Raw genomic sequence first — 21,244 nt, forward strand, 5'->3', positions numbered from 1 at the left:
GCGGGCTCCGCGTCGGTCCGAGGACTCAGCCCGCGATCGTCCCGGCGAGGACGAGACCGACCCCGGAGAGGTTGTAGACGACGTGCGCCACGACGCCGGTCCAGATGCGCCCGGTCACCAGCACGAGCGCCGCGCAGACCGCGCCGACGAGGGCGATCGACAGCACACCGGCGACGCCGAGGTCACCGCCGACGAGATGGCTCACCAGGAAGACGGCCGTCGAGACGAGCAGGGCGGCGACGCCGGCCGTCGCCGGTCCGGCGGGCCGGCGCAGCAGGGAGTACACCGCGACGAGCACGACCCCGCGGAAGAAGAACTCCTCCAGCACCGGCGCGACGAGGCCCGCCGCCGTGGCATCCGTCAGCCACCAGCTGGCCGGGATGCCGCCGTCGACGAGCAGGAGACCGGGAAAGCGCGCCTGTCCCTCGACACCCTGCTGGATCAGCCCCTGACCGAGACGCAGCGCGACGCCGAAGCCCAGCCCGATGAGGAGGTCGGAGGACCGGAACCGGAGGAGCCCCGCGGGGCGCGACACCCGAAGCGCGAGGACGACGGGCACCAGCATCCCGAGCCCGAGCGCCGCGGTCGCCGCGACGCCCGACCACGCGGCGGCGGGCTGGAGCCACAGCACGAGATACCCGAGCAGGATGCCGCCGCCGAGGCTGACGAGCGACCAGGCGAGCATCATCTCGCGCCAGTCCCGCACGCTCGATCCCCCCTGACGCCAGTCGATGCGACGGCGTCGCGGTCGACGCGAGCGCGACGACGCATCCTGCGCGGAGGGGTCGACGACGGGATCGGCGACGGACGCGACGGGCTCGCTAGGGTGGGTGTGCACGCGCCCACGTTACCGGCGGCCCGGCGACCGCCGCTGCCCTTCTCCGGAGGTCCCCATGATCGAGATCGCGACGATCTGCACGGGGAACATCTGCCGCTCCCCCCTCGCCGCGCTTCTGCTGCAGACGCGACTGGCCGGGAGGGACGTGCGCGTGACGAGTGCGGGCACCCGCGGAATGGCCGATCACCCGATGACTCCCGAGGCGCAGCAGCTGGCGCTCGCGCGCGGCGTCGGAGCCGCGGATGCCGCAGCCCACCGCGCTCGCTTCCTCACCGAGCAGCACCTGGGCTCCGCCGACCTCGTCCTGGCCATGGCGCGCGAGCACCGGCGTGCGGTCGCCGAGCTGGTCCCCGCGCGCACCCGCGTGGCGTTCACGGCGCGCGAGTTCGCGCGTCTCGCCTCGTCGCTCCCCGACGCCGCTCTGCTCGCCGCAGCCGCGGCGGCGCCCGACCAGGACCCGGCCGGGCGGCTGCGCGCGGCGATCGCGGCGGTCGCCGGACAGCGCGGTCTCGTGCTCCCGCCGGCCGACCCGGCCGACGACGACGTCGTCGACCCGTACCGGCGGTCGTGGTCGACCTACGAGACGTCGGCGGCCCAGCTCGATCCGGCCGTCGATCAGGTGGTGCGCGTCGTCGAGCTCGCCACGGCGCCGACGGCCTGATCCGGCACGCGCGATCCGACTCCGGCTGGAAACATGGCTGTGGCAGACTGATCCGAGTTTCCGCCGACGCCCTCGTGGCGAGCACCGAAGGGCAGCATGGAGCTCTCCGACTACATCCGCATCCTCCGCAAGAACTGGATCGTGATCCTCGTGGTCACCCTCGTGGGTGTGGGTGCGGCCGCCGCATACTCGCTGACGCGGACGCCCACCTACGAATCCTCGAGCACGGTCTTCGTCTCGACGCAGACCTCCGGCAGCGTCGCCGAGCTGCAGCAGGGCTCCACCTTCGCGCAGGCGCGGATCAACACCTACGTCGGCCTCGTCTCGACGCCCATCGTCATGAACCCCGTGATCGCGGAGCTCGGCCTCGGCACCACGGCGGGCCAGCTCGCCGACAAGGTCAGCGCGAGCGCCGCCTTGAACACGACGCTCATCACGATCACCGTGGTCGACACCGATCCGGTCGCGGCGGCGGACATCGCGAACGCCCTGGCGGCCAGCCTGTCGGCCGTGGTCCCCGCGATCGAGCCGGCGAGCGACGCGGGTGCGAGCCCCATCCAGCTCTCGCGCGTCCGCGACGCGCAGCCGGCGCTGAGCCCGTCGAGCCCGAACGTCCCCCTGAACCTCGCGCTCGGCCTCCTCGTGGGCCTCGCTCTCGGGATCGGGATCGCGGTGCTGCGTACGGTTCTCGACACCCGCATCCGCAGCTCGCGCGACGTCGAGCAGGTCACCGACTCGCCGCTGATCGGTGCGATCGCGTTCGACCCCAAGGCCAAGGACCGGCCGCTCATCGTCCACGCCGACCCGTTGAGCCCGCGCGCCGAGTCGTTCCGAGCACTGCGCACCAACCTGCAGTTCCTCGACATGGGGGGCCGCTCGAGCTTCGTCGTCACGAGCTCGGTGCCGAGCGAGGGCAAGTCGACCACGACGATCAATCTCGCGATCGCCCTCGCCGACGCCGGCAAGAAGGTCGCGCTGCTCGACACCGACCTGCGCAAGCCGAAGGTCGACGAGTACCTCGGCCTCGAGGGCGGAGCCGGGCTCACCGATGTCCTCATCGGCCGGGCACGTCTGGGCGATGTGATGCTGCCGTGGGGCGGCCGAAGCCTCTACGTGCTGCCGTCCGGCAAGATCCCGCCGAACCCGAGCGAGCTGCTCGCCTCGCCGCAGATGCGCCAGCTGCTCGAGGTGCTCGAGCGCGACTTCGACGTCGTGCTCTGCGACGCCCCGCCGCTCCTGCCCGTGACCGACGCCGCGATCCTCGCCCGCGCGACGAGCGGCGCGATCGTCGGCGTCGCCGCGGGCCGGACCACGCGCCACCAGCTCACCGGCGCGATCGACGCGCTGCAGACCGTCGACGCCAAGGTCGCGGGTGTGGTCCTCACGATGGTGCCCACGCGCGGACCGGATGCGTACTACGGCGGGTACGGTTACGGCTACGGCTACACCCAGCAGGAGACCGCCGAACGCGAGGCCCGCCGCGCACAGCCCGCCGCGCGCGCCAAGCAGCCGCGCGGTCGGCGCCGCCGTGCGGACGCGAGCGACCCCGCGGCCGCCCCGAGCCTCGACGAGCTGGGGTTCCGCACTCGTTCGTCGGACGACTCCCGGCGCTCCGATCCGTCTGAGAGCTGACGGCGCATGGCGCGACGTGACCTGACCGGATCTCCGATCGCCCGCGCGTTGTCGGTGGCGGGAGTCGGTGCCCTCGCGCTGGTCGTGATCGCTCTCACCGCGCTGGCGCTGCAGCATGATCGCAGCCCCGAGCCCGCCGTGGCCCCGACCGCCGGGCCGGTGCCGAGCTTCTCGTTCCGCAGTGAAGGCCGACCCGCGACGCCGACGCCGAGTCCGACGGTGGCCCCTGCCGCCGGCGGCGGGGCTGCCGACCGCTTCCTCGCCCGCTCGTCGGAGGGCACGCTCTGGCGAGCGACCGCGGGGGCCTGCGACGGCGACGAGCCGGTCGTGGAGCGTTCGGACGACGGCGGCACGACCTGGACCGACGTGACGCCGCGTTCCCGCGGCATCGAGCAGGTCCGTGCCCTCTCGGGTCTCTCGGGCACCGAGGCCGAGCTCGTCGCCGACCTGGCCGGGTGCGCACCGCAGCTGCTCCGCACGTTCACGCAGGGCCGGTTCTGGGACCCGTATCCCGATCTCCTGACCCGCGCGACCTACCCTTCCGGCTCCGCGCCGACCGTGCTCACGTCGCCCTCCGGCGAGGTGTCCCTCCCCTGTGCGGCGCCGGCCAGCGTGCGGGTCGGCGCGCAGCAGACCGCCGTCATCTGCGACGGCGTCCCCTACACGCGCGTCGGAACGGGAGCGTTCGCTCCGCTTCCGCTCATGGATGCCGTCGCCCTCGACGTCCTGGGCCGTGCGACCGCGGTCGCACGGGTCGACGGCGGCACATGCGGCGAGGCCCTGGCCGTGTCGTGGGTCGACGCGGCGGGCGTCGCAGCTCCATCGGAATGCATCCCCGGCACCGACGCGGCGGCGCCCGCGGCGATCGCGGCGTTCGAGGACGAGATCATCGTCTGGTCGGGCGATGCGATCGCGACGATCGAGCGCTGACGTCCGGCACGGGATCGAGGGGCGGACGATCCCCCCGGCCGTCCGACCCTCGACCCCGCGGTCCCTCCCATCCTGACCGCGTTCGACGGCGTCGGTGCCCCGTGAGCGCCGAATTCACCCGCTGGTTCACCCGTCAGGGCAGGCGCCCGTCCCCGGGCCGGGTGACTCGGAAACGACGAGCCCCGTAGCCGTCGAGGCTCATCGTGACCCTGCCGTGGTCCAGTGTCCAGTTCTCCCCCGAAGCGAGGCACACGAGTTCGGTCCCCGCCGGTTCGTCGCCGAGGTCGACGTCGAACGCGACCGGTTCTCCGGCGAAGTTGTGCACCGCGACGAACCGGCTCTCCCTCGTGCGGGCCCCGTGGGCGAGCACGGCTGCTGCCGTGACGGGCAGCAGTTCGAGGTCGCCCCAGCCGATCTCGGGAGACTGCCGGTAGCTGCGTGCGAGCCCGCGCACGAACGCGAACAACGAGTCCGCATCCAGGAGCTGGTTTTCGACGTTCACGTGCTGAGGCGCGTAGGGCCCGTCCGGAGCAGGTAAGGGGTGCGCGCTCGCCGATGCGGCGGAGAAGCCGCCGTCGGGGCGCCACTGCATCGGCACACGCACGGCGTCCCGCTCCGCGATGTCGAGGTTCTCACCCATGCCGATCTCCTCGCCGTACAGCAGCACGGGAGTCCCGGGTAGGGAGAAGAGGAGGCTGTAGACGAGGCGGATGCGCCGCGGGTCGCCGCCGAGCATCGGGGGCAGCCGGCGTCGGATGCCGCGCCCGAAGACCTGCATCGACTCCTCGGGAGCGAAGGCCGCGAAGACCTCCTCCCGCTCGGCGTCGGAAAGCTGGTCGAGAGTGAGCTCGTCGTGGTTGCGGACGAAGTTCGCCCACTGAGAGATCGTCGAGATCTCGGGGCGGCCCGCGAGCGAAGCGCGCAGCGGCTCCGGGTCCTCCCGCGCGAGGGCGAGGTACAGCGCTTGGTTGCTCGCGAAGTCGAACTGCATGTGCAGCTCGCCGTCGCCGTCGGCGCCGAAGTACGCGGCCTGCTCGTCGTGGGGGACGTTGACCTCGCCCACGAGCATCGCCTCGCTCGAGCGGCGCTGGGCAAAGCGGCGCAGCGCACGCAGGACATCGTGATCGCGCTGCGGCTCGCGGCGTTCGGGCGACGAGACGAAGGAAGGCACCGCATCGACCCGGAAGCCCGAGACGCCCAGCTGCAGCCAGAAGCCCATGACTCTCGCCAGCTCGCGCTGCACGTCGGGGTTCTCGGCGTTCAGGTCGGGCTGGTGGGCGTAGAAGCTGTGCAGGTAATACTGTCCGGTCTTCTCGTTCCACTCCCAGACGCCGTCCTCCTCACCGGGGAACTGAGTCTCGCGGGGGTCGTCGGGGATCTCGTCCCGCCACACGTAGAAATCGCGGTAGGGCGACTCGCGGCTCTCGCTCGCCGAGAGGAACCACGGATGCTGGTCGGAGGTGTGGTTCATGACGAGGTCGACGATGACCCGGATGCCGCGGTCCTCGGCGGTCCGGATGAGCTCGACGAAGTCACCGTGCGTTCCCACGCGGGGATCGACCCCGTAGTAGTCCGACACGTCGTATCCGTTGTCGCGCCCGGGCGTCGGGTAGAAAGGCATGAGCCAGAGACACGTGACGCCGAGGTCCGCGAGATAGGGCAATCGCCGAGCAAGACCCTGCAGGTCACCGGCGCCGTCGCCGTCGTCGTCGAGGTACTTCTCGACGTCCACGCAGTACAGCACCGCGTTCTTCCACCACAGGTCGCTCGTGTCGGAGATCTTCATCGGGCACCCCCGGCGATGTCCGGGGCGGACCCCACCCGCTCGCGGAGCGCGGCGAGGAGCGCGACCGCCCGCTCGCCGAGGAACGCCCGCTGGTCCTGCGAGATCTCGTGGATGTAGAGGCGGTCGAAGCCGGCCTCGACGAGGTCAGCGAGGCGGTCGGCCAGGTCGGCGATGCCGTGGGGGGAATCGTCCGCGATGAGCACGTGCTCGGCGAGCTCGGCGTCGCCGGGGTCGCCCGCTCGGGCGGCGAAGTCTTCGGGCTGCGCGATGTCCCACGCCTCCGGGGGCGTCACGACGCCGTGCAGCCACTGGTCGCGCACGACCGCGGTCGCCTCGTCCGTCGATGCGGCGAGCGCGATGTGCACCTGCAGGCAGGTGGGGCCGAGGCCGCCGGCATCCAGGTACGCATCGACGACCTCGGCGACCTGGTCGCGGCGGGTGCCGACGGTGACGAGCCCGTCGGCCCATCCGGCGGCCCAGCGGGCGGTCTCGGGCGAGGCGGCGGTGGCCATGAGGGTGGCCGGTCCGGCGGGCCGGCTCCACAGACGGGCCTCGTGCACACGGATACGGCCGTCGTGATCGACGCGTTCGCCCGCGAGCAGACCGCGCATGACCTCGACGCACTCCCCCAGGCGCGCCGTGCGTTCGTCCTTCGGCGGCCACGGGGCACCGGTGACGTGCTCGTTGAGCAGCTCGCCGCTGCCGAGGGCGGCGAAGTAGCGCCCCGGGAACATCTCGGCGAGCGTGGCGATCGCCTGGGCGCTGACGACGGGGTGGTACAGCTGCCCGGGGGTCGAGACCGACCCGATCGGGAACCGGGTCGAGGCGAGCGCTGCCCCGAGCCAGGCGATCGTGTTGCCCGAGTGCCCCTGGCGGGGCGTCCAGGGCGCGAGGTGATCAGCGCTGAACGCCCCGTCGAAGCCGACGCGTTCGGCCGCGATGACGGCTTCGAGGAGCGCGCTGGGCGCGAGCTGTTCGTGCGAAGCGTGATATCCGATGAAGGCCATGCCCCAGTCTTTCGGGGGCACGGGGCCGCATACCTCCTGTTGCCCGAGGGCGGCGGGTGCGGTACAGGGCCGGTGTCAGGCCCGACCTCAGGCCCGCCCGCTCGTCTCGTGGAGCCGCGTCAGCGCTTCTCGCATGTCGGCCAGCCGGTCGCGGCCGACGGCGCGACGCCGGAGGTGGGCGAGGATCCACGCGCGTGCCGTGCCCGCTCCCGCGTCGAACCGGCAGGCCTCCCGCCAGACGTCGAGGAAGGCCTCGCGCACCGCGTCCTCGGCGGCCGCCCGGTTCGCGGTCAGTCGCAGCGCGAGCCCGAACGCGGCCGCGGCGGTGACGTCGTACAGCTCGGCGAAGGCACTCCGGTCGCCGACGGCGACAGCGGTGAGGAGAGCGATCAGCTCGGGTTCGGAACCGGGACGCGCGGGCTCGTCCGCGGCCGTGTCCGGCGCGAGCAGATCTGTCATGAGGGAATCGTCCGCCGCCGCGTCGCCGTCGGGAAGCGCTTGAGTCTCGAGACCGCCCGTGGTAGGCGGATGCAGTCAGACGAATACATCCGCCGCGTGTGCATCGACGGCGGACAGCAAAGCGCCCCGGGGCCGAAGACCCGGGGCGCTCGCGTGAGGGAGCGTCTTACTTGAAGGCATCCTTGACGTTCTCGCCGGCCTTCTTGACGTTGGCGGCGGTCTGGTCCTTGTGGCCTTCGGCTTCGAGACGCTCGTTGTCAGTGGCCTTGCCGGTGGCCTCCTTGGCCTTGCCCGCGAGGTCCTGAGCTGCGTTCTTGATCTTGTCGTCGAGTCCCATATCGGCCCCTTCCGTCGATCTGCGTCCGGGTCTGATCCCCGGATGCCGGGACGGTTCATCCCGGTCCACACACGGTAGGTCGACCGATTCCGCACGCGCGACCGCTCGCGTTCCGGCCGGTAATGCGGTATGGCCGGTCGTCAGTTCTGCATGTTGATCTGCTGCCCCGTCACGAGGGGGTAGTGCACGAGCGTGTCGGCGTCGAGGTCCTCCCGGTGCATGTCGACCCCGGAGATCTGGCTGTTCTCGTACGTCGTGTAGTAGTACACGCCGGTGTTGGTGTTGCAGCACGACGAGTAGATGGTGATCTCGTACTTGCCCTCGTCGCCGACGTGCACGCACCCGCGCTGCTGCGCGACGGACCCGAGGATCTGGAAGAACTGACTGATCGACTCCGACTCGGAGTCGCCCGCGACGGAGTTCATGCGGGTGAACGCCGCCTTGATGAAGCGGGATGAGGACGAGAGGTCGCCGGGAAGCCCGATGGCTCCCATGCCGCGGCTGTAGCGATCCAACGCGAGGTCGGGGGCGAAGGTGTTCTCCGGCGGATGGGTCGACAAGTGCATGACGTTGTTGAGCCCGAACAGCTGGATGTCGAACGTCGGGTTGTTCGTCAGCACCCCGACGGGGTTGTCGTACACGCGCAGACCCTCGCGGACGCTCTCGACGGTGATCGAGCGCGACCGGTCGGCGATGATCCAGTGCAGCGGCGAGGCGGGGAAGCTGTCGCTGAACGAGACGTCGGTGATGGTGACGTCGGCGAGCGCCGCGGCCACCTCGTCGACCGTCGCGAAGCGGCCGAGCACCCACGGGATGAACTCGAACGACGCGACGTTGGTCGTGCCCGCCTTCTCCGGCTTGTAGTCCGCGTTGTCGGGGAAGTTCAGCCCCGCCATGCCCAGCCCGCGCTCGTTGACCGCGTCGTAGTACAGCGGATATCCGTCGGCGATCGTCGCGATGCCGATGATCGCGTGGTGGGTCTCGAGCGGCTCCGTCGCCCGGAACCGGAAGGGGAAGTTGCGCGGAGTCACGACGACGGTCTCGTGATACGAGAACTCGAGGTCGAGGTTCCGGCCGAAGTAATGGCTCTGGCTGGTGTAGCTGACGCCTGTGCACACGGTGCGCCTCCTGTCACGGTGGGCCGCCCGTCGGCCCTCGCCCCACCCCTACCCGAGGGCCGATCGTGCTCGACAGGGCACTTGACACGCCCCCAGCCGTCTGCCGACCGGCGGGGACCGCACCGGTCGGCTAAGTGTGAGCGCTCACCTCAGCCGGTCGATCCTGGCCGCCTTCGGCGCGCCATCATGCCAGTCGGTTGCTGATTCGTTATCGATGTCGCCCTTGACACGGCCCATATTGTGAGCGCTAACATTCGAGCGTCCCCTTGAGGTGACATGCATCAGAGATCCGGCGACGCCGCCGGACGAAACGAGGAGGTTTCCGATGTCCCAGGTGAAGTCCGTCGTCACCGCGATCGCCATGCTCGGCGTCGTCGCACTCAGCGCCACCGCATGCGCGAGCTCCAGCTCGCCGGGCGGCTCCGGCGGCGACGACGTCATCACGGTCGGGTTCGCCCAGACCGGTTCCGAGAGCGGATGGCGCAGCGCCAACACCGAGTCGATCAAGGAGGCGTTCTCGGCCGAGAACGGCTTCGACCTGATCTTCAACGCCGCCGACAACAAGCCCGAGGCCCAGATCGCCGCGGTGCGCAGCTTCATCAACCAGGGGGTCGACGCGATCGTCCTCGCCCCCATCGTCAGCGACGGCTGGGACGACGTCCTGAAGGAGGCGAAGGATGCCGGCATCCCCGTCATCCTCGAAGACCGCACGGTATCGGCATCCGAAGACCTCTACGCGAGCTGGATCGGACTCGACTTCGAGCAGGAGGGCAAGACCGCCGGCGAATGGGTCGCCGAGAACTTCGGCTCGAAGCCGACGAACATGGTGATCCTCGAGGGCACGACCGGGTCGTCGGCCGCGACCGACCGGCAGACCGGTTTCGATGCCGCCGTCGCGGGCTCGGACATCACCGTCCTCGACTCGCAGACCGGCAACTTCACCCGCGCCGAGGGCAAGACGGTCATGGAGGGCTTCCTGCAGAAGTTCGGCTCGGAGATCAACGTGCTGTTCGCGCACAACGACGACATGGGCCTCGGCGCCCTCGACGCGATCAAGGCGGCCGGCATGACGCCGGGCACCGACATCCAGATCGTCACGATCGACGCGGTCAAGGACGGCATGACGGCGCTGGCGAACGGCGAGTTCAACTTCATCGTCGAGTGCAACCCGCTCCTCGGCGAGAAGACGGCCGAGGTCGTGAAGTCCGTCGTCGCGGGCGAGTCGGTCGACAAGACCTACATCGTCGAGGACCAGAGCTTCACGCAGGAGCAGGCGAAGGAAGTCCTGGACAGCCGCCCCTACTGATCCCCCACCCGAGTGGCGGTCGGCCCCGCCGGCCGCCACTCCCCCTCCAGAAAGCGGGTCGATGATGACCACGGAACGCCCGGTCGCAGTCGCGATGCGCGGGATCACCATCCAGTTCCCCGGCGTGAAGGCGCTCGACGCCGTCGACCTCACGCTGTACGGCGGCGAGATCCACTCCCTCATGGGGGAGAACGGCGCCGGCAAGTCCACGCTCATCAAAGCGCTCACGGGCGTCTACGCCATCGACAGCGGCAGCATCGTCGTCGATGGGCGCGAGCGTTCGTTCCGCAGCACTGCCGACGCGCAGGCCGCCGGCATCTCGACGGTGTACCAGGAGGTGAACCTCTGCGCCAACCTCTCCGTCGCCGAGAACGTGATGCTCGGCAACGAGGTGCGCCGCGCGGGACGCATCGACTGGCGCGCGACCCACGAGGCGGCCGCCGGGCATCTGGCCGAGCTCGGACTCGACATCGACACGCACTCGGTGCTCGCCAGCCACTCGATCGCGGTGCAGCAGCTCGTCGCGATCAGCCGGTCCATGGTCATCGACACGCGCGTCCTCATCCTGGACGAGCCGACGTCGAGCCTCGACCGCAGCGAGGTGGAGCAGCTGTTCGCGGTCATGCGGCGACTGCGCGACCGCGGCGTCGCGATCCTGTTCGTCTCGCACTTCCTCGACCAGATCTACGAGATCTCCGACCGCCTGACGGTGCTCCGCAACGGCGGTCTCGTCGGGGAATACCCCGTCGCCGAGCTCGGGCGCGAGGCCCTCGTGGCGCGAATGATCGGCCGCGAGCTGAGCGCGCTCGACGCGCTGTCGTCGACGGCGGAGCGCGACATCGACCGCGACGCCGTCCCGGTCCTCCGCGCTCGCGGTGTCGGCCGGCGCGGCGTCATCGAGGCCGCCGACCTCGACGTGCACCGGGGCGAGGTCGTCGGGCTCGCCGGCCTGCTCGGCTCGGGCCGCACGGAGCTCGCACGGCTGCTCGCCGGCGCCGACCGCTCCGACGGCGGCACCGTCGAGGTCGACGGCACGCCGACGCGTCTGGGCAGCCCCCGGCACGCGCTCGACCGGGGTATCGCGTTCTCGTCCGAGGACCGCCGGTCCGAGGGCATCGTCGCCGACCTCACCGTCGCCGAGAACATCGTGCTCGGTGTGCAGGCGAGGCGGGGCGCGCTCCGGCGGGTCCCCCAGAGCGAGCGCGACGCGCTCGTCGCCGAGTACCTCGAAGCTCTCGGCGTGCGCCCCGCCGACCCCAACGCCCTCGTGCGCAACCTCTCGGGAGGAAACCAGCAGAAGGTACTGCTGGCACGGTGGCTCGCCACCGGACCGGAACTGCTCATCCTCGACGAGCCCACGCGCGGCATCGACGTCGGCGCCAAGGCCGACATCCAGCGCAAGGTCGCGGAGCTCGCGGCGCAGGGACTGGCCGTCGTGTTCATCTCCTCCGAGCTCGAGGAGGTGTTGCGCATCGCGCAGCGCGTCGCCGTCCTGCGCGATCGCCGCAAGATCGGCGAGCTCATGACGCAGGATGTGGACGTCGACACACTGGTCGCCTTCATCGCCGAGGGCGACTCCGAGGACCCCTCGGGTAAGGAGAAGATCGCGTGAAGAAGCTGTTCTCGCACCGGCTCGTGTGGCCGGTGCTCGCCCTCGTGGCCCTGATCGCGGTGAACACCGTGTCGCGGCCCTCGTTCCTGAGCGTGACGGTGCAGAACGGGCAGCTGTACGGCTCCCTGATCGACATCCTCCGCAACAGCGCCCCGCTCATGCTCGTCGCCCTCGGGATGACGCTCGTCATCGCCACGCGCGGGATCGACCTCTCGGTCGGCGCCATCATGGCGGTGTCGGGTGCCGTCGCCCTGACGATCATCGAGGCCTCGCCCGAGCCGGGAAACCTCGGGGTCGTCGCGATCGCCATCGCGGCGGGCGTGGGCACGTCGCTCGTCCTGGGAGCCTGGAACGGCTTCCTCGTCGCGGTGCTCGGCATCCAGCCGATCATCGCCACGCTCGTGCTCATGCTCGCCGGCCGCGGTGTGGCCCTGCTCATCACGCGCGGGTTCATCACCACGATCAACAGCGAGCCGTACCAGTTCATGGCTCAGGGCTACGTGTTCGGTCTGCCCTTCGCCCTCTGCGTCTCGGTGGCCGCGATCATCGTCGTCGCTGTCGTCCAGCGCCGCACCGCACTGGGGATGCTGACCGAGGCGGTCGGCATCAACCCGGAGGCCAGCCGTCTCGCCGGCGTCCGATCGCGCGGGATCATCTGGGGCACCTACATCGCCAGCGGAACCCTCGCCGGGATCGCCGGCATCCTTTACAGCTCGAACATCATGGCCGCCGACGCGAACGCGGCCGGCATGTACATCGAGCTCGACGCCATCCTGGCCGTCGTGCTCGGCGGCACGTCGCTCGCGGGCGGGAAGTTCAGCATCGCCGGAACCGTCATCGGCGTGTTCACCATCCAGACCCTCAAGACCACGATCACGTTCCTCGGGGTACCGCCCGCGGTGAGCCCGGTGTTCATGGCCGGCGCCGTGCTCGTGGTCGTCCTGCTGCAGTCGCGCCGCGTGCGCGGCTGGTTCACCTCCGGCGCCCGTCCCGCGGCGCGCCCGGCCCCCACCCGCTCCGACGCGAAGGTGCTGTCATGACATCGCTCACCGCTGCTCCCCGCGCGCACGAGCGCGCACTGACCCCGTGGCGCCGCTTCCTCAGCCGCCACATCGCCCTCGTGCCGGTCTTCGCCGCGGCCGCCATCCTCGTCGTGATGATCGTGGGCGCGATGGTGAACTTCCCGAACTTCCAGCTGCCGCGGATCATGTCGTCGATCCTCCTCGACAACGCCTACCTCCTCGTCCTCGCGGTCGGGATGACCTTCGTCATCCTCACCGGCGGCATCGACCTCTCGGTCGGCGCGGTGATGGCGTTCACCGGCATCCTGTGCGCGCGGCTGCTGTCGGAGGGGGTTCCCGTCGCCGTGGCCGTCCCGGCGATGATCCTGATCGGCGGTGCGATCGGCCTGCTCATCGGCATCCTGGTGCAGTTCTTCGACGTCCAGCCGTTCATCGCCTCGCTCATCGGGATGTTCCTCGCGCGCGGCCTCGCATTCGTCGTGAGCCTCGAGTCGATCAAGGTCGCCGACGACGGCCTGCTGTGGCTGCAGTCGACGCGGCTGTCGTTCGGCGGCTGGTACATCACGCCCACCGGCATCCTCGCCCTGCTCACCGTCGTCCTCGCCGCGCTCGTGCTGCGGTACACCCGCTTCGGACGCACCGTCTACGCGATCGGCGGCAGCGAGCAGTCGGCGCGCCTCATGGGTCTGCCGGTGGTCCGCACCCGCCTGCTGGTGTACGTCATCAGCGGCGTGTGCGCGGGTATCGCGGGCATCGTGCTCACGGCCTACTCCGGAGCGGGCTACCCCCTCAACGGCGTCGGCACCGAGCTCGACACGATCGCCGCGGTCGTCATCGGCGGCACCCTCCTCACGGGAGGCAGCGGCTTCGTCGTCGGCTCGCTCATCGGCGTGTTCGTCTACGGCCTGATCCGCACGATCATCTCGTTCCTGGGCGCCGAGCAGTCGTGGACGCGCATCACGGTGGGCGCCCTGCTGCTGGTGTTCGTCGTGGTGCAGCGGGTGATCGTCAGCCGATCCGCGACGCGGCGGTGACGGCCCGCCGCGCCGCGGCAGCGCGGCGGGGCGTCGGGGCGGCATGATGGTGCGCATGGATCCCGAGGCGGCGCCGACGCTCGAGGTGCGCGGCGCCGACGTGCGCTTCGGCCCCGAGCAGGCGCTCGCGAACGTCGATCTGCGACTTTTCGCGGGCGAGGTGCACTCGCTGATGGGAGAGAACGGCGCGGGCAAGTCGACGCTCATCAAGGCGATCACCGGCGCGTTGCGCCTGGACGCCGGCGAGATCCTGATCGACGGGAGCCCGGTGCATCTCGCCCGCCCCGCGGATGCGCTCGCGGCGGGCATCTCCACCGTCTACCAGGAGATCGACCTGCTGCCGAATCTCACGGTCGCGGAGAACGTCTCGCTCGGCCGGGAACCGCGCCGGTTCGGGGTCATCGACCACGCCGAGATGCGGCGACGGGCCGCGACGGCGCTCGCGTCGCTGGGCGTCTCCGTCGACCCGGGCTCGCTGTTGTCGTCGCATTCGCTCGCGGTGCAGCAGCTCGTGGCGATCGCCCGAGCGGTGTCGGGCGCGAACCTCCGCGTGCTCGTGCTCGACGAGCCGACCTCGAGCCTCGACGCCGACGAGGTCGCCGAGCTGTTCCGGGTCGTCCGCGAGCTGACCGCCCGCGGCATCGCCGTGCTGTTCGTGTCGCACTTCCTCGACCAGGTGTACGAGCTGTGCGACCGCGTCACGGTGCTTCGCGGGGGCCGGTTCGTCGGGGAGTACTCCACCACCGAGCTGCTGCGCGTCGAGCTCGTGGAGAAGATGCTCGGCGACTCCGCGGCTCGGCTCGCCGCGATCGACGGCGAGACCGCGCCACCGAGCGACGGCCCCCTGGTGCTCTCGGCCCGGGGCGCTCGGTCGAGCCGCACACGGCACCCCTTCGACCTCGAGCTGGTCGAGGGTGAGGTGATCGGCTTCGCGGGCCTGCTCGGTTCCGGGCGCACCGAGCTCGCGCGGGCGCTCACGGGCGTCGACGGGCTCGACGAGGGCACGGTGCTCCTCGACGGAACGCCCCTCGGCGGGCGCGGGCCGCGGGCCGCGATCGGGCGGGGCGTCGTGTATTCGTCGGAGAACCGCCGCACCGACGGGGTGCTGGGAGACCTCAGCGTGCTCGAGAACATCACGCTCGCCCTGCAGGCGCAGCGCGGCATCCTGCGCCCCGTCGGCGCCGCGCGAGCCCGCGAGCTGGCCCGGAGCTGGATCGAGGCCCTCAACATCCGTCCCGCCGACATCGATCGGCCGGTCCGGGAGCTCTCCGGCGGCAACCAGCAGAAGGTGCTGCTCGCCCGACTCCTCGCCCTCTCGCCGCGCGTGGTCGTGCTCGACGAGCCCACGCGCGGCATCGACGTGGGCGCGAAGGCCGAGGTGCAGCGACTGGTCGGGGAGCTCGCCGACAACGGCGTCTCGGTCGTCTACATCTCCGCCGAGCTCGACGAGGTGCTGCGCGTCTCGCACACGGTCGCCGTCGTCCGCGACGGGCGCATCGCCCACGTCCTGCCGACGGCCGACCTGACCTCCGACCTGCTCATCGCGCTCGTGGCCCGCGCCGACGAACCCGACGACTCCGACGACTCCGCCGCCGATAAGACCGAAGAGGCCGATGACTGACGCGCGCACGCCCCGGGCGGCGAACATCTTCGACGTCGCGAGACTGGCCGGCGTCTCGCACCAGACGGTGTCGCGGGTGCTCAACGACATGCCCAACGTGCGGCCCGCGACCCGCGAGCGGGTCGAGAAGGCGATCGCCCAGCTGCGCTACAGTCCCTCGCCCGCCGCACGCGCGCTCGTGACCCGCCGCACCCGGACGATCGGCCTCATCACACCCGGCACGGTGCAGTTCGGGCCGACCTCGGTCGCGACCCACTTCAACTTCGCCGCGCGGTCGGAGCGCTACAACGTCGACGCGATCAGCTCGCCGGAGAGCGACGTCGCCGCGGTCCGGACCGCGATCGACGGGCTGCTGCGACAGCGGGTCGACGCCATCGTCCTGATCGTGGTCGATCTCGACGTGCTCGCCGCCGTCCAGGGTCTCGAGCTCGACATCCCGCTCGTCGCCGTCGCCGCCACCAGCCGGCCCCACCCGCAGCTCGTCGCGATCGACCAGTACCGCGGCGCGCGCAGCGCCGTCCGCCATCTCGCCGAGAACGGCCACCGGCGCATCCATCACATCGCGGGGCCGGCCCGCAACCCCGACGCGGCCGAGCGCGTGCGCGGCTGGCGCGACGAGCTCGTCGCGAGGCGGCTCGACATCCCGCCGCTCGCCTACGGCGACTGGTCGGCCGCGAGCGGATTCGGCATCGCGATCGAAAGCGACATCGCACCGGGCGACGGCGTCTTCGTCGGAAACGACCACATGGCCATCGGGGTCCTGTCGGCGCTCCGCGAGCGCGGGCTCCGCGTGCCCGAGGACGTCGGGATCGTCGGCTTCGACAACGTGCCCGAGGCGGCCTTCCTCCACCCCGCGCTCACGACGGTCGAGCAGGACTTCCCCGCGCTCGGCGCCCTCATCATGCAGAAGGTGCTGCTCGTCGTCGAGCAGCCCGACGTCGTGACCGAGGCGACTCCGCTGCCGACCCGCCTCATCGTGCGGCAGTCGTCCGTCGCCGACGCCTGAGCCCCGCTCCCAGCGTTCTCGTGACCGGGTGCGGCACGATCGTTCCCATGGTCTCTCGGTCCCGGATGCGACGTCGCCGTCGCCGGATCGGGATCGCCGCGGTCCTCGTGATGGTCCCCGTCCTGCTGGTGACCGTCATCGTCGCGATCGGGGTGACCGCAGCGAACCTCGTGGCGCTGCCCGGCGACGCGCGGCCCCCGGGCGAGGAGCCGCGTGCGCTGCCGCCGAACGCGGGCGACATCGACCCCGGCAACCTGATCGACGACGACCTCTTCTTCGACCGCGACGCCCTCACCGCCGACGAGATCCAGGCCTTCCTCGATGACCGGATCGGCGAGTGTGTGAACGGCGCGTGCCTGAACGTCGCGACCGCCGGCATCTCGTCGAGCGAGGCGCGGGTTTCGGAGCGCACCGGAGCGGTGATCTGCCGTGAGATCGAGGGCGGCGAGCTGCCGGTCGCGGAGATCATCCACCGCGTGCAGGAGGCCTGCGGGATCTCGGCGCGCGTCATCCTCGTGACCCTCCAGAAGGAGCAGTCGCTGGTCGAGGGCCGCGCTGCCCGGGCGCCGTCGGAGGGCCGGCTGCGAGCGGCGATGGGCGCCAGCTGCCCGGACACCGCCCCGTGCGACCCGCAGTACGAGGGCGTCGGCGCGCAGATCGTGGCCGGCGCGACCGACCTGGCCTCGTACCGCGCCTCGGATTTCATGCGCCAGCCCGGCACCCACTACATCGCCTTCCATCCCGACCCGGCGTGCGGCGGGACGGATGTCACGATCGAGAACGACGCGACCGCCGCGCTGTACAACTACACCCCCTATCAGCCCGACCCGGCGGCGATGTCGGCAGGGTGGGGATCGGGCGGTCCGTGCTCGTCGTACGGCAACCGCAACTTCGGGTACTACTTCGCCCTGTGGTTCGGTTCGGTGCGAGCAGGATGAGGGTCCGCGCCGGATAAGTGCCGGCTGTGCGTCCGCTCTGCGCGCACAGGCTGACGCACTATCGTGCGTCAGATGACGTCATCCCTGCGCGACCTGCGTTCGTTCGCCGCGGGCGCCGGCTCGTGGCTGCGCCATCGACCGGTGACGCTCCTGATCGCGGCCCTCACGATCGGGCTCAGCATCGCGGGGCTGATCTTCCAGCCGATCGACTGGGGCTTCATCCCCGCCCAGGACGCCGGCGCGGCCGGCGCGGCGACACGTCACTGGTGGAGCTCGCTGACCTCGCTGTTCGTCGTCGAGACGGTGCCCGCGCTCATCGTGTTCGTCGCCCTCGTCCTCCTCGTCGTCGGCGCGGCCGAGCGGGCGATGGGGAGCCTGCGCACCGCGATCGCCTACGTCGTGGGCGGGGTCGCGGCATCCTTCCTGGGGTTCGCGATCGACCTGTTCGAGCAGACCTACCTCGCCGGCATCCCGTTGAACGCACCCGCCGTCGACGTCTTCTCCCCCACCGCCCCGCTGCTCGCGACGGCCATGGCGGCCAGCTCGTTCTTCGGCACGATCTGGCGGCGACGCACTCGGCTGCTGGCGGTGCTCTCCGCCGTCACGCTCTATCTCTACTCGGGCGGCGCCAACGACCTGTTCTCGCTCCTCGCGGTGCCCGTCGGGTTCGTCCTGGGCCTCGCGCTCGGCGGACGGAACAGCGGCTTCCGCCTGGTGCGGAGCTCGTACTACGAGAAGCGGGTGCTGCTCGCCGCCGTCGTCGCGATCACCGCGATCGGCCCGGTCGTCGCGACCGCCTCGGGATCGGGCGCGGGCCTGCTGTCGATCTACGGCTATCTCTCGATCGACCCGCTGAGCGTCGTCGACGGCCAGGTGTGCGCGTTCGGCTCGGCGGGCGCCCCGTGCCCCGATGACTTCTCCTCGATCAGCGACCTGCAGGGATGGTCGAGCGTCGTGGCACTGCTCCCGCTGGTCGTCCTCCTGCTCGCGGCGCGGGGCATCCGCAACGGCCGGCGCATCGCGCTCGAGGTCGCCGTCGCGATCAACCTCGCGATGTTCGCCGGCATGCTCTACACGTTCTTCGTGATCGAGCCCGACACCGTCGCCGCCATCGGCGAGGCCGTCAACGCCGAGACCGCGGATTTCGTGTGGCAGACCCTCACCGGGGTGATCGTCGGCGCCATCGTGCCCCTGGCCGTCGCGATCGTGCTGATCGTGTTCCGGGGAGCCGCCCGGGTGACGACCACCGCGGCGGCCAAGCGGACGTTCGTCCTGACGATCGTGATCGGGACGGCGGCGACGCTCGTCGTCTCGTTCGTCGGGACGCTCGTGATCGCCGACGGCTTCCAGCCCGGCGTGGATGCGCTCATGGTGCTGCGCGCATTGCCCCTGCGTCTCGTGCCGCCGACCCTCATCCCCTCGGACATCATCGAGTTCGTGCCCGAGTCCGGCGCTGCTCAGGCGATGTGGTACCTCCCGTCGCTGATGTTCTGGCTGATCCTGGTGGCCGCCGTCGCGCGCGTGCTTCTCGACTCGCGCACCGTGCTGGACGCACCGGATCGGCTGCGCGCCCGCGGTGTGCTCGAACGCGGCGGCGGCGACACGCTGTCGTTCATGTCGACGTGGAGCGGCAACTCCTACTGGTTCTCCCCCGATGCCGACGCCGCGATCGCCTACCGCGTGCGCGGGACGATCGCGGTGACCCTCGGCGGTCCGTTCGGTCCGGACCACGACCGGCCCGACGTGGTGTCGGGCTTCGTGGAGTTCTGCGGCGCTCACGGCTGGACGGCGGTCTTCTACAGCGTCGATGCGCGCGAAGGCAGTGTCTTCGACCACCTCGGCTGGCAGCGGATGCCGGTGGCCGAGGAGGCCGTGCTGCGCCTGCCCGAGTGGAACACGGCAGGCAAGAAGCGGCAGGACATCCGCACCGCGACCAACCGGGCGTCGCGCGAGGGGATCACGGCGATCTGGACCTCGTGGCGGGAGCTCACCTCGAGCCAGCACGCTCAGATCCGCGAGATCTCAGAGGGCTGGGTCGCGGATCGATCGCTGCCGGAGATGGAGTTCACCCTCGGCGGCGTCGACGAGCTCGACGACCCGGCGGTACGGCTGATGATGGCGGTGCACGAGAGCGGCCGGATCGAGGCGGTCACGAGCTGGCTGCCGATGTTCGAGCACGGCGCCGTGACGGGTTACACGCTCGACTTCATGCGCCGGCGTGGCGACGCGATGAACGGGATCATGGAGTTCGTCATCGGCGCCGCCGCCGACCGGATGAAGAGCGACGGACTCGGTCTCCTGAGCCTGTCGGGCTCGCCGCTGGCCTCGACGCAGCTCGACGACGACGCCGCACGCACCAACGTCGCGCGACTGCTCGACCTGCTGGGCGGGCTGCTCGAGCCGGCGTACGGGTTCCGGTCGCTGCTGAACTTCAAGCGCAAGTTCCAGCCCGAGTTCGTGCCGCTGTGGGCCGTGTACCCGGACCCGGCGATGCTGCCCGCACTGGGCGTCGCTCTGACGCGGTGCTACCTGCCCACCCTCACGCTCGGGCAGGCGGTTCGGATGGCGGGGTCGCTGCGCGAGCCCGCTGTCAGCGGTCGAGCCCCCAGTGATCGGCGATGACCTCGAGCCCCTGCTGGAAGATGTACGACCAGGATGTCGCGTCGTGGGCGCTCCCCTGCGCCTCGACGTACGTGGCATCCATCCCCGCGGCCTGCGCGGCCTGATAGATCCGCTGCACGCCCGGGAGGAACCCGGCGTCGTTGCTGCCGACGCCGAAGACGGCGGTCATGTCGCGGTACGGCGCGTGCGCGGCCATGATCGCGGCGGGCTTGGCCGCTTCGTAGGCTGCCTGGTCGCCGCCGAAGCCCTGCGCGATCGTGGTCGCCTCGTCACCGAGCGAGGGGAACTCTTCGCCCGAAGCGTCGAGGATGGCGCTGAAGAGCTCGGGGTGGGCTGAACCGAGCTGGATCGAGCAGGTGCCGCCCTGCGACAGACCGCCGATGCCCCAGAAGTCGGGGGCGTCCAGAACGGGCAGGTTGGCTTTGATCCAGGTCGGCACGTCGACCGTCAGGTAGGTCGCCGAGTTGCCCAGCGGCGAATCGATGCACATCGGGTTGGCATCGGGCGAGCCGAGCTGGTCGGGCGAGACCACGATCGGCGCCAGGCCGTCGTGAGCCGCCGCGTAGGCGTCGAGCGACTGCTGCAGGTGCGCGGCGATCAGCGGGTCCTGGGGCTGACCGGGTTGTCCGGACAGCACGATCAGCACGGGCAGCAGCGGCGGGTTGTCGGTGAGGGCTGCGGGCGGGCGGTAGATGACGGCCGGGCGGGCGGTGAAGCCGGACGCCGTCGCGGGGATCGTGACCGTGCCGACCTCGCCGTTCGAGGGCATCCCGTCGGGGGCGGTCCAGTCGGCGATCGTCGGACGGTCGGCGTTGCCGTCGAGGGACGGCAGGTCAGCGGAACCGAACGCGGGCATCCCGAGGGCGAGGCGCACGGTCGGGTACTGTCCGAACGCGATGTTGACGCCCATGGCCGCGGTGACGGCGAAGAGCACGATCGCCAGCGGCGCGGCGACGGCACGGCGCCACGTCGGGCGCCACAGTGACACGAGGGCGACGCCGATCGCGGCGAACCCGAGCGCGATCCACATCCGCGAGTCGGCCGTGAGGACCACGCCGAACAGGTTGTAGTGATCCGCCAGCAGCCAGGTCAGCCCGACACCGAGGAGCCCCGCGACGACGGCGGCCGTCGCCGCGGTCAGGGTCCAGCGCCGGCGGAGCCAGCGGTTGCTCGGTCGCAGCACGACGAGCAGGACGAATGCGAGGGCGGCCGCGACGCACGTCCCGACGACGGCCGGGCCGGAGAGGATGTTCGTGTTGAGCAGCCAGTTCACATCGACCTCCCGAGGATGGCGCCGAGCCGCCGTGGCGCGGCA

18 protein-coding genes are annotated in these 21,244 nt (G+C 71.0%); 11 read left to right on the top strand and 7 right to left on the bottom strand.

Annotated features, from left to right (window positions below; all coding sequences use genetic code 11):
- Window positions 1–25: 25 nt before the first annotated feature.
- On the bottom strand, window positions 26–838 hold the full coding sequence (locus AA0Y20_RS00200; RefSeq protein WP_412936441.1) for a CPBP family intramembrane glutamic endopeptidase: 813 nt from the start codon (window positions 836–838) through the stop codon (window positions 26–28).
- 55 nt (window positions 839–893) lie between these two features.
- On the opposite strand from AA0Y20_RS00200, the gene AA0Y20_RS00205 reads away from it, so the two are divergent.
- The 3 genes from AA0Y20_RS00205 to AA0Y20_RS00215 all read left to right on the top strand — a co-directional run bounded on the left by AA0Y20_RS00205 (window position 894) and on the right by AA0Y20_RS00215 (window position 4,061).
- A complete protein-coding gene (locus AA0Y20_RS00205; protein WP_412936443.1) occupies window positions 894–1,499 on the top strand; it encodes a low molecular weight phosphatase family protein in 606 nt (201 codons plus the stop codon).
- Between the two features lie 96 nt (window positions 1,500–1,595).
- On the top strand, window positions 1,596–3,131 hold the full coding sequence (locus tag AA0Y20_RS00210; RefSeq protein ID WP_412936445.1) for a polysaccharide biosynthesis tyrosine autokinase: 1,536 nt from the start codon (window positions 1,596–1,598) through the stop codon (window positions 3,129–3,131).
- A 6-nt stretch (window positions 3,132–3,137) separates the two neighbouring features.
- Window positions 3,138–4,061, top strand: coding sequence for a hypothetical protein (locus AA0Y20_RS00215; RefSeq protein ID WP_412936447.1), 924 nt, complete (start codon window positions 3,138–3,140; stop codon window positions 4,059–4,061).
- A gap of 133 nt (window positions 4,062–4,194) precedes the next feature.
- On the opposite strand, the gene AA0Y20_RS00220 is transcribed toward AA0Y20_RS00215, so the two are convergent.
- The 5 genes from AA0Y20_RS00220 to bsh all read right to left on the bottom strand — a co-directional run bounded on the left by AA0Y20_RS00220 (window position 4,195) and on the right by bsh (window position 8,768).
- The gene (locus AA0Y20_RS00220; protein ID WP_412936449.1) at window positions 4,195–5,847 is read right to left on the bottom strand and encodes an alpha-amylase family protein; all 1,653 of its coding nucleotides are present in this window, start codon (window positions 5,845–5,847) and stop codon (window positions 4,195–4,197) included.
- Window positions 5,844–6,854 carry an LLM class flavin-dependent oxidoreductase gene (locus tag AA0Y20_RS00225; RefSeq protein WP_412936450.1) on the bottom strand — a complete coding sequence of 337 codons (1,011 nt, stop codon included), beginning with the start codon at window positions 6,852–6,854 and terminating at the stop codon, window positions 5,844–5,846. The genes AA0Y20_RS00220 and AA0Y20_RS00225 overlap by 4 nt, the downstream gene beginning before the upstream one ends.
- 87 nt (window positions 6,855–6,941) lie before the next feature.
- Window positions 6,942–7,313, bottom strand: coding sequence for a sigma factor (locus tag AA0Y20_RS00230; protein WP_412936452.1), 372 nt, complete (start codon window positions 7,311–7,313; stop codon window positions 6,942–6,944).
- Between the two features lie 166 nt (window positions 7,314–7,479).
- A complete protein-coding gene (locus AA0Y20_RS00235) occupies window positions 7,480–7,650 on the bottom strand; it encodes a CsbD family protein (protein WP_023954312.1) in 171 nt (56 codons plus the stop codon).
- A gap of 140 nt (window positions 7,651–7,790) precedes the next feature.
- On the bottom strand, window positions 7,791–8,768 hold the full coding sequence (gene bsh / locus AA0Y20_RS00240; RefSeq protein ID WP_412936455.1) for a choloylglycine hydrolase: 978 nt from the start codon (window positions 8,766–8,768) through the stop codon (window positions 7,791–7,793).
- Between the two features lie 325 nt (window positions 8,769–9,093).
- Here bsh and AA0Y20_RS00245 point away from each other — a divergent pair, with 325 nt between their 5' ends.
- The 8 genes from AA0Y20_RS00245 to AA0Y20_RS00280 all read left to right on the top strand — a co-directional run bounded on the left by AA0Y20_RS00245 (window position 9,094) and on the right by AA0Y20_RS00280 (window position 19,929).
- A complete protein-coding gene (locus AA0Y20_RS00245; RefSeq protein ID WP_412936457.1) occupies window positions 9,094–10,074 on the top strand; it encodes an ABC transporter substrate-binding protein in 981 nt (326 codons plus the stop codon).
- Between the two features lie 64 nt (window positions 10,075–10,138).
- On the top strand, window positions 10,139–11,686 hold the full coding sequence (locus AA0Y20_RS00250) for a sugar ABC transporter ATP-binding protein (protein ID WP_412936459.1): 1,548 nt from the start codon (window positions 10,139–10,141) through the stop codon (window positions 11,684–11,686).
- Window positions 11,683–12,726, top strand: coding sequence for an ABC transporter permease (locus AA0Y20_RS00255; RefSeq protein WP_412936461.1), 1,044 nt, complete (start codon window positions 11,683–11,685; stop codon window positions 12,724–12,726). The genes AA0Y20_RS00250 and AA0Y20_RS00255 overlap by 4 nt, the downstream gene beginning before the upstream one ends.
- The gene (locus AA0Y20_RS00260) at window positions 12,723–13,742 is read left to right on the top strand and encodes an ABC transporter permease subunit (protein ID WP_412936463.1); all 1,020 of its coding nucleotides are present in this window, start codon (window positions 12,723–12,725) and stop codon (window positions 13,740–13,742) included. Before AA0Y20_RS00255 ends, AA0Y20_RS00260 begins: the two co-directional genes overlap by 4 nt.
- A gap of 55 nt (window positions 13,743–13,797) precedes the next feature.
- Window positions 13,798–15,363: a sugar ABC transporter ATP-binding protein gene (locus AA0Y20_RS00265; protein ID WP_412936465.1), complete on the top strand. Its 1,566-nt coding sequence runs from the start codon at window positions 13,798–13,800 to the stop codon at window positions 15,361–15,363.
- Window positions 15,356–16,369 (top strand): LacI family DNA-binding transcriptional regulator, encoded by a 1,014-nt coding sequence (locus AA0Y20_RS00270; RefSeq protein WP_412936466.1) that lies wholly within the window; start codon window positions 15,356–15,358, stop codon window positions 16,367–16,369. The genes AA0Y20_RS00265 and AA0Y20_RS00270 overlap by 8 nt, the downstream gene beginning before the upstream one ends.
- A 47-nt stretch (window positions 16,370–16,416) precedes the next feature.
- The gene (locus AA0Y20_RS00275; RefSeq protein ID WP_412936468.1) at window positions 16,417–17,307 is read left to right on the top strand and encodes a hypothetical protein; all 891 of its coding nucleotides are present in this window, start codon (window positions 16,417–16,419) and stop codon (window positions 17,305–17,307) included.
- A gap of 72 nt (window positions 17,308–17,379) precedes the next feature.
- Entirely contained in the window at window positions 17,380–19,929 is a 2,550-nt protein-coding gene (locus tag AA0Y20_RS00280; RefSeq protein ID WP_412936470.1) for a bifunctional lysylphosphatidylglycerol flippase/synthetase MprF, read from the top strand.
- On the opposite strand, the gene AA0Y20_RS00285 is transcribed toward AA0Y20_RS00280, so the two are convergent.
- Complete coding sequence (locus AA0Y20_RS00285; protein WP_412936472.1) at window positions 19,898–21,202, bottom strand: alpha/beta hydrolase; 1,305 nt, start codon at window positions 21,200–21,202, stop codon at window positions 19,898–19,900. The two genes, AA0Y20_RS00280 and AA0Y20_RS00285, sit on opposite strands and share 32 nt — an antisense overlap.
- Window positions 21,203–21,244: the final 42 nt, after the last annotated feature.

This window comes from Microbacterium pratiae, from assembly GCF_047302165.1.
Classification (GTDB): Bacteria; Actinomycetota; Actinomycetes; order Actinomycetales; family Microbacteriaceae; genus Microbacterium.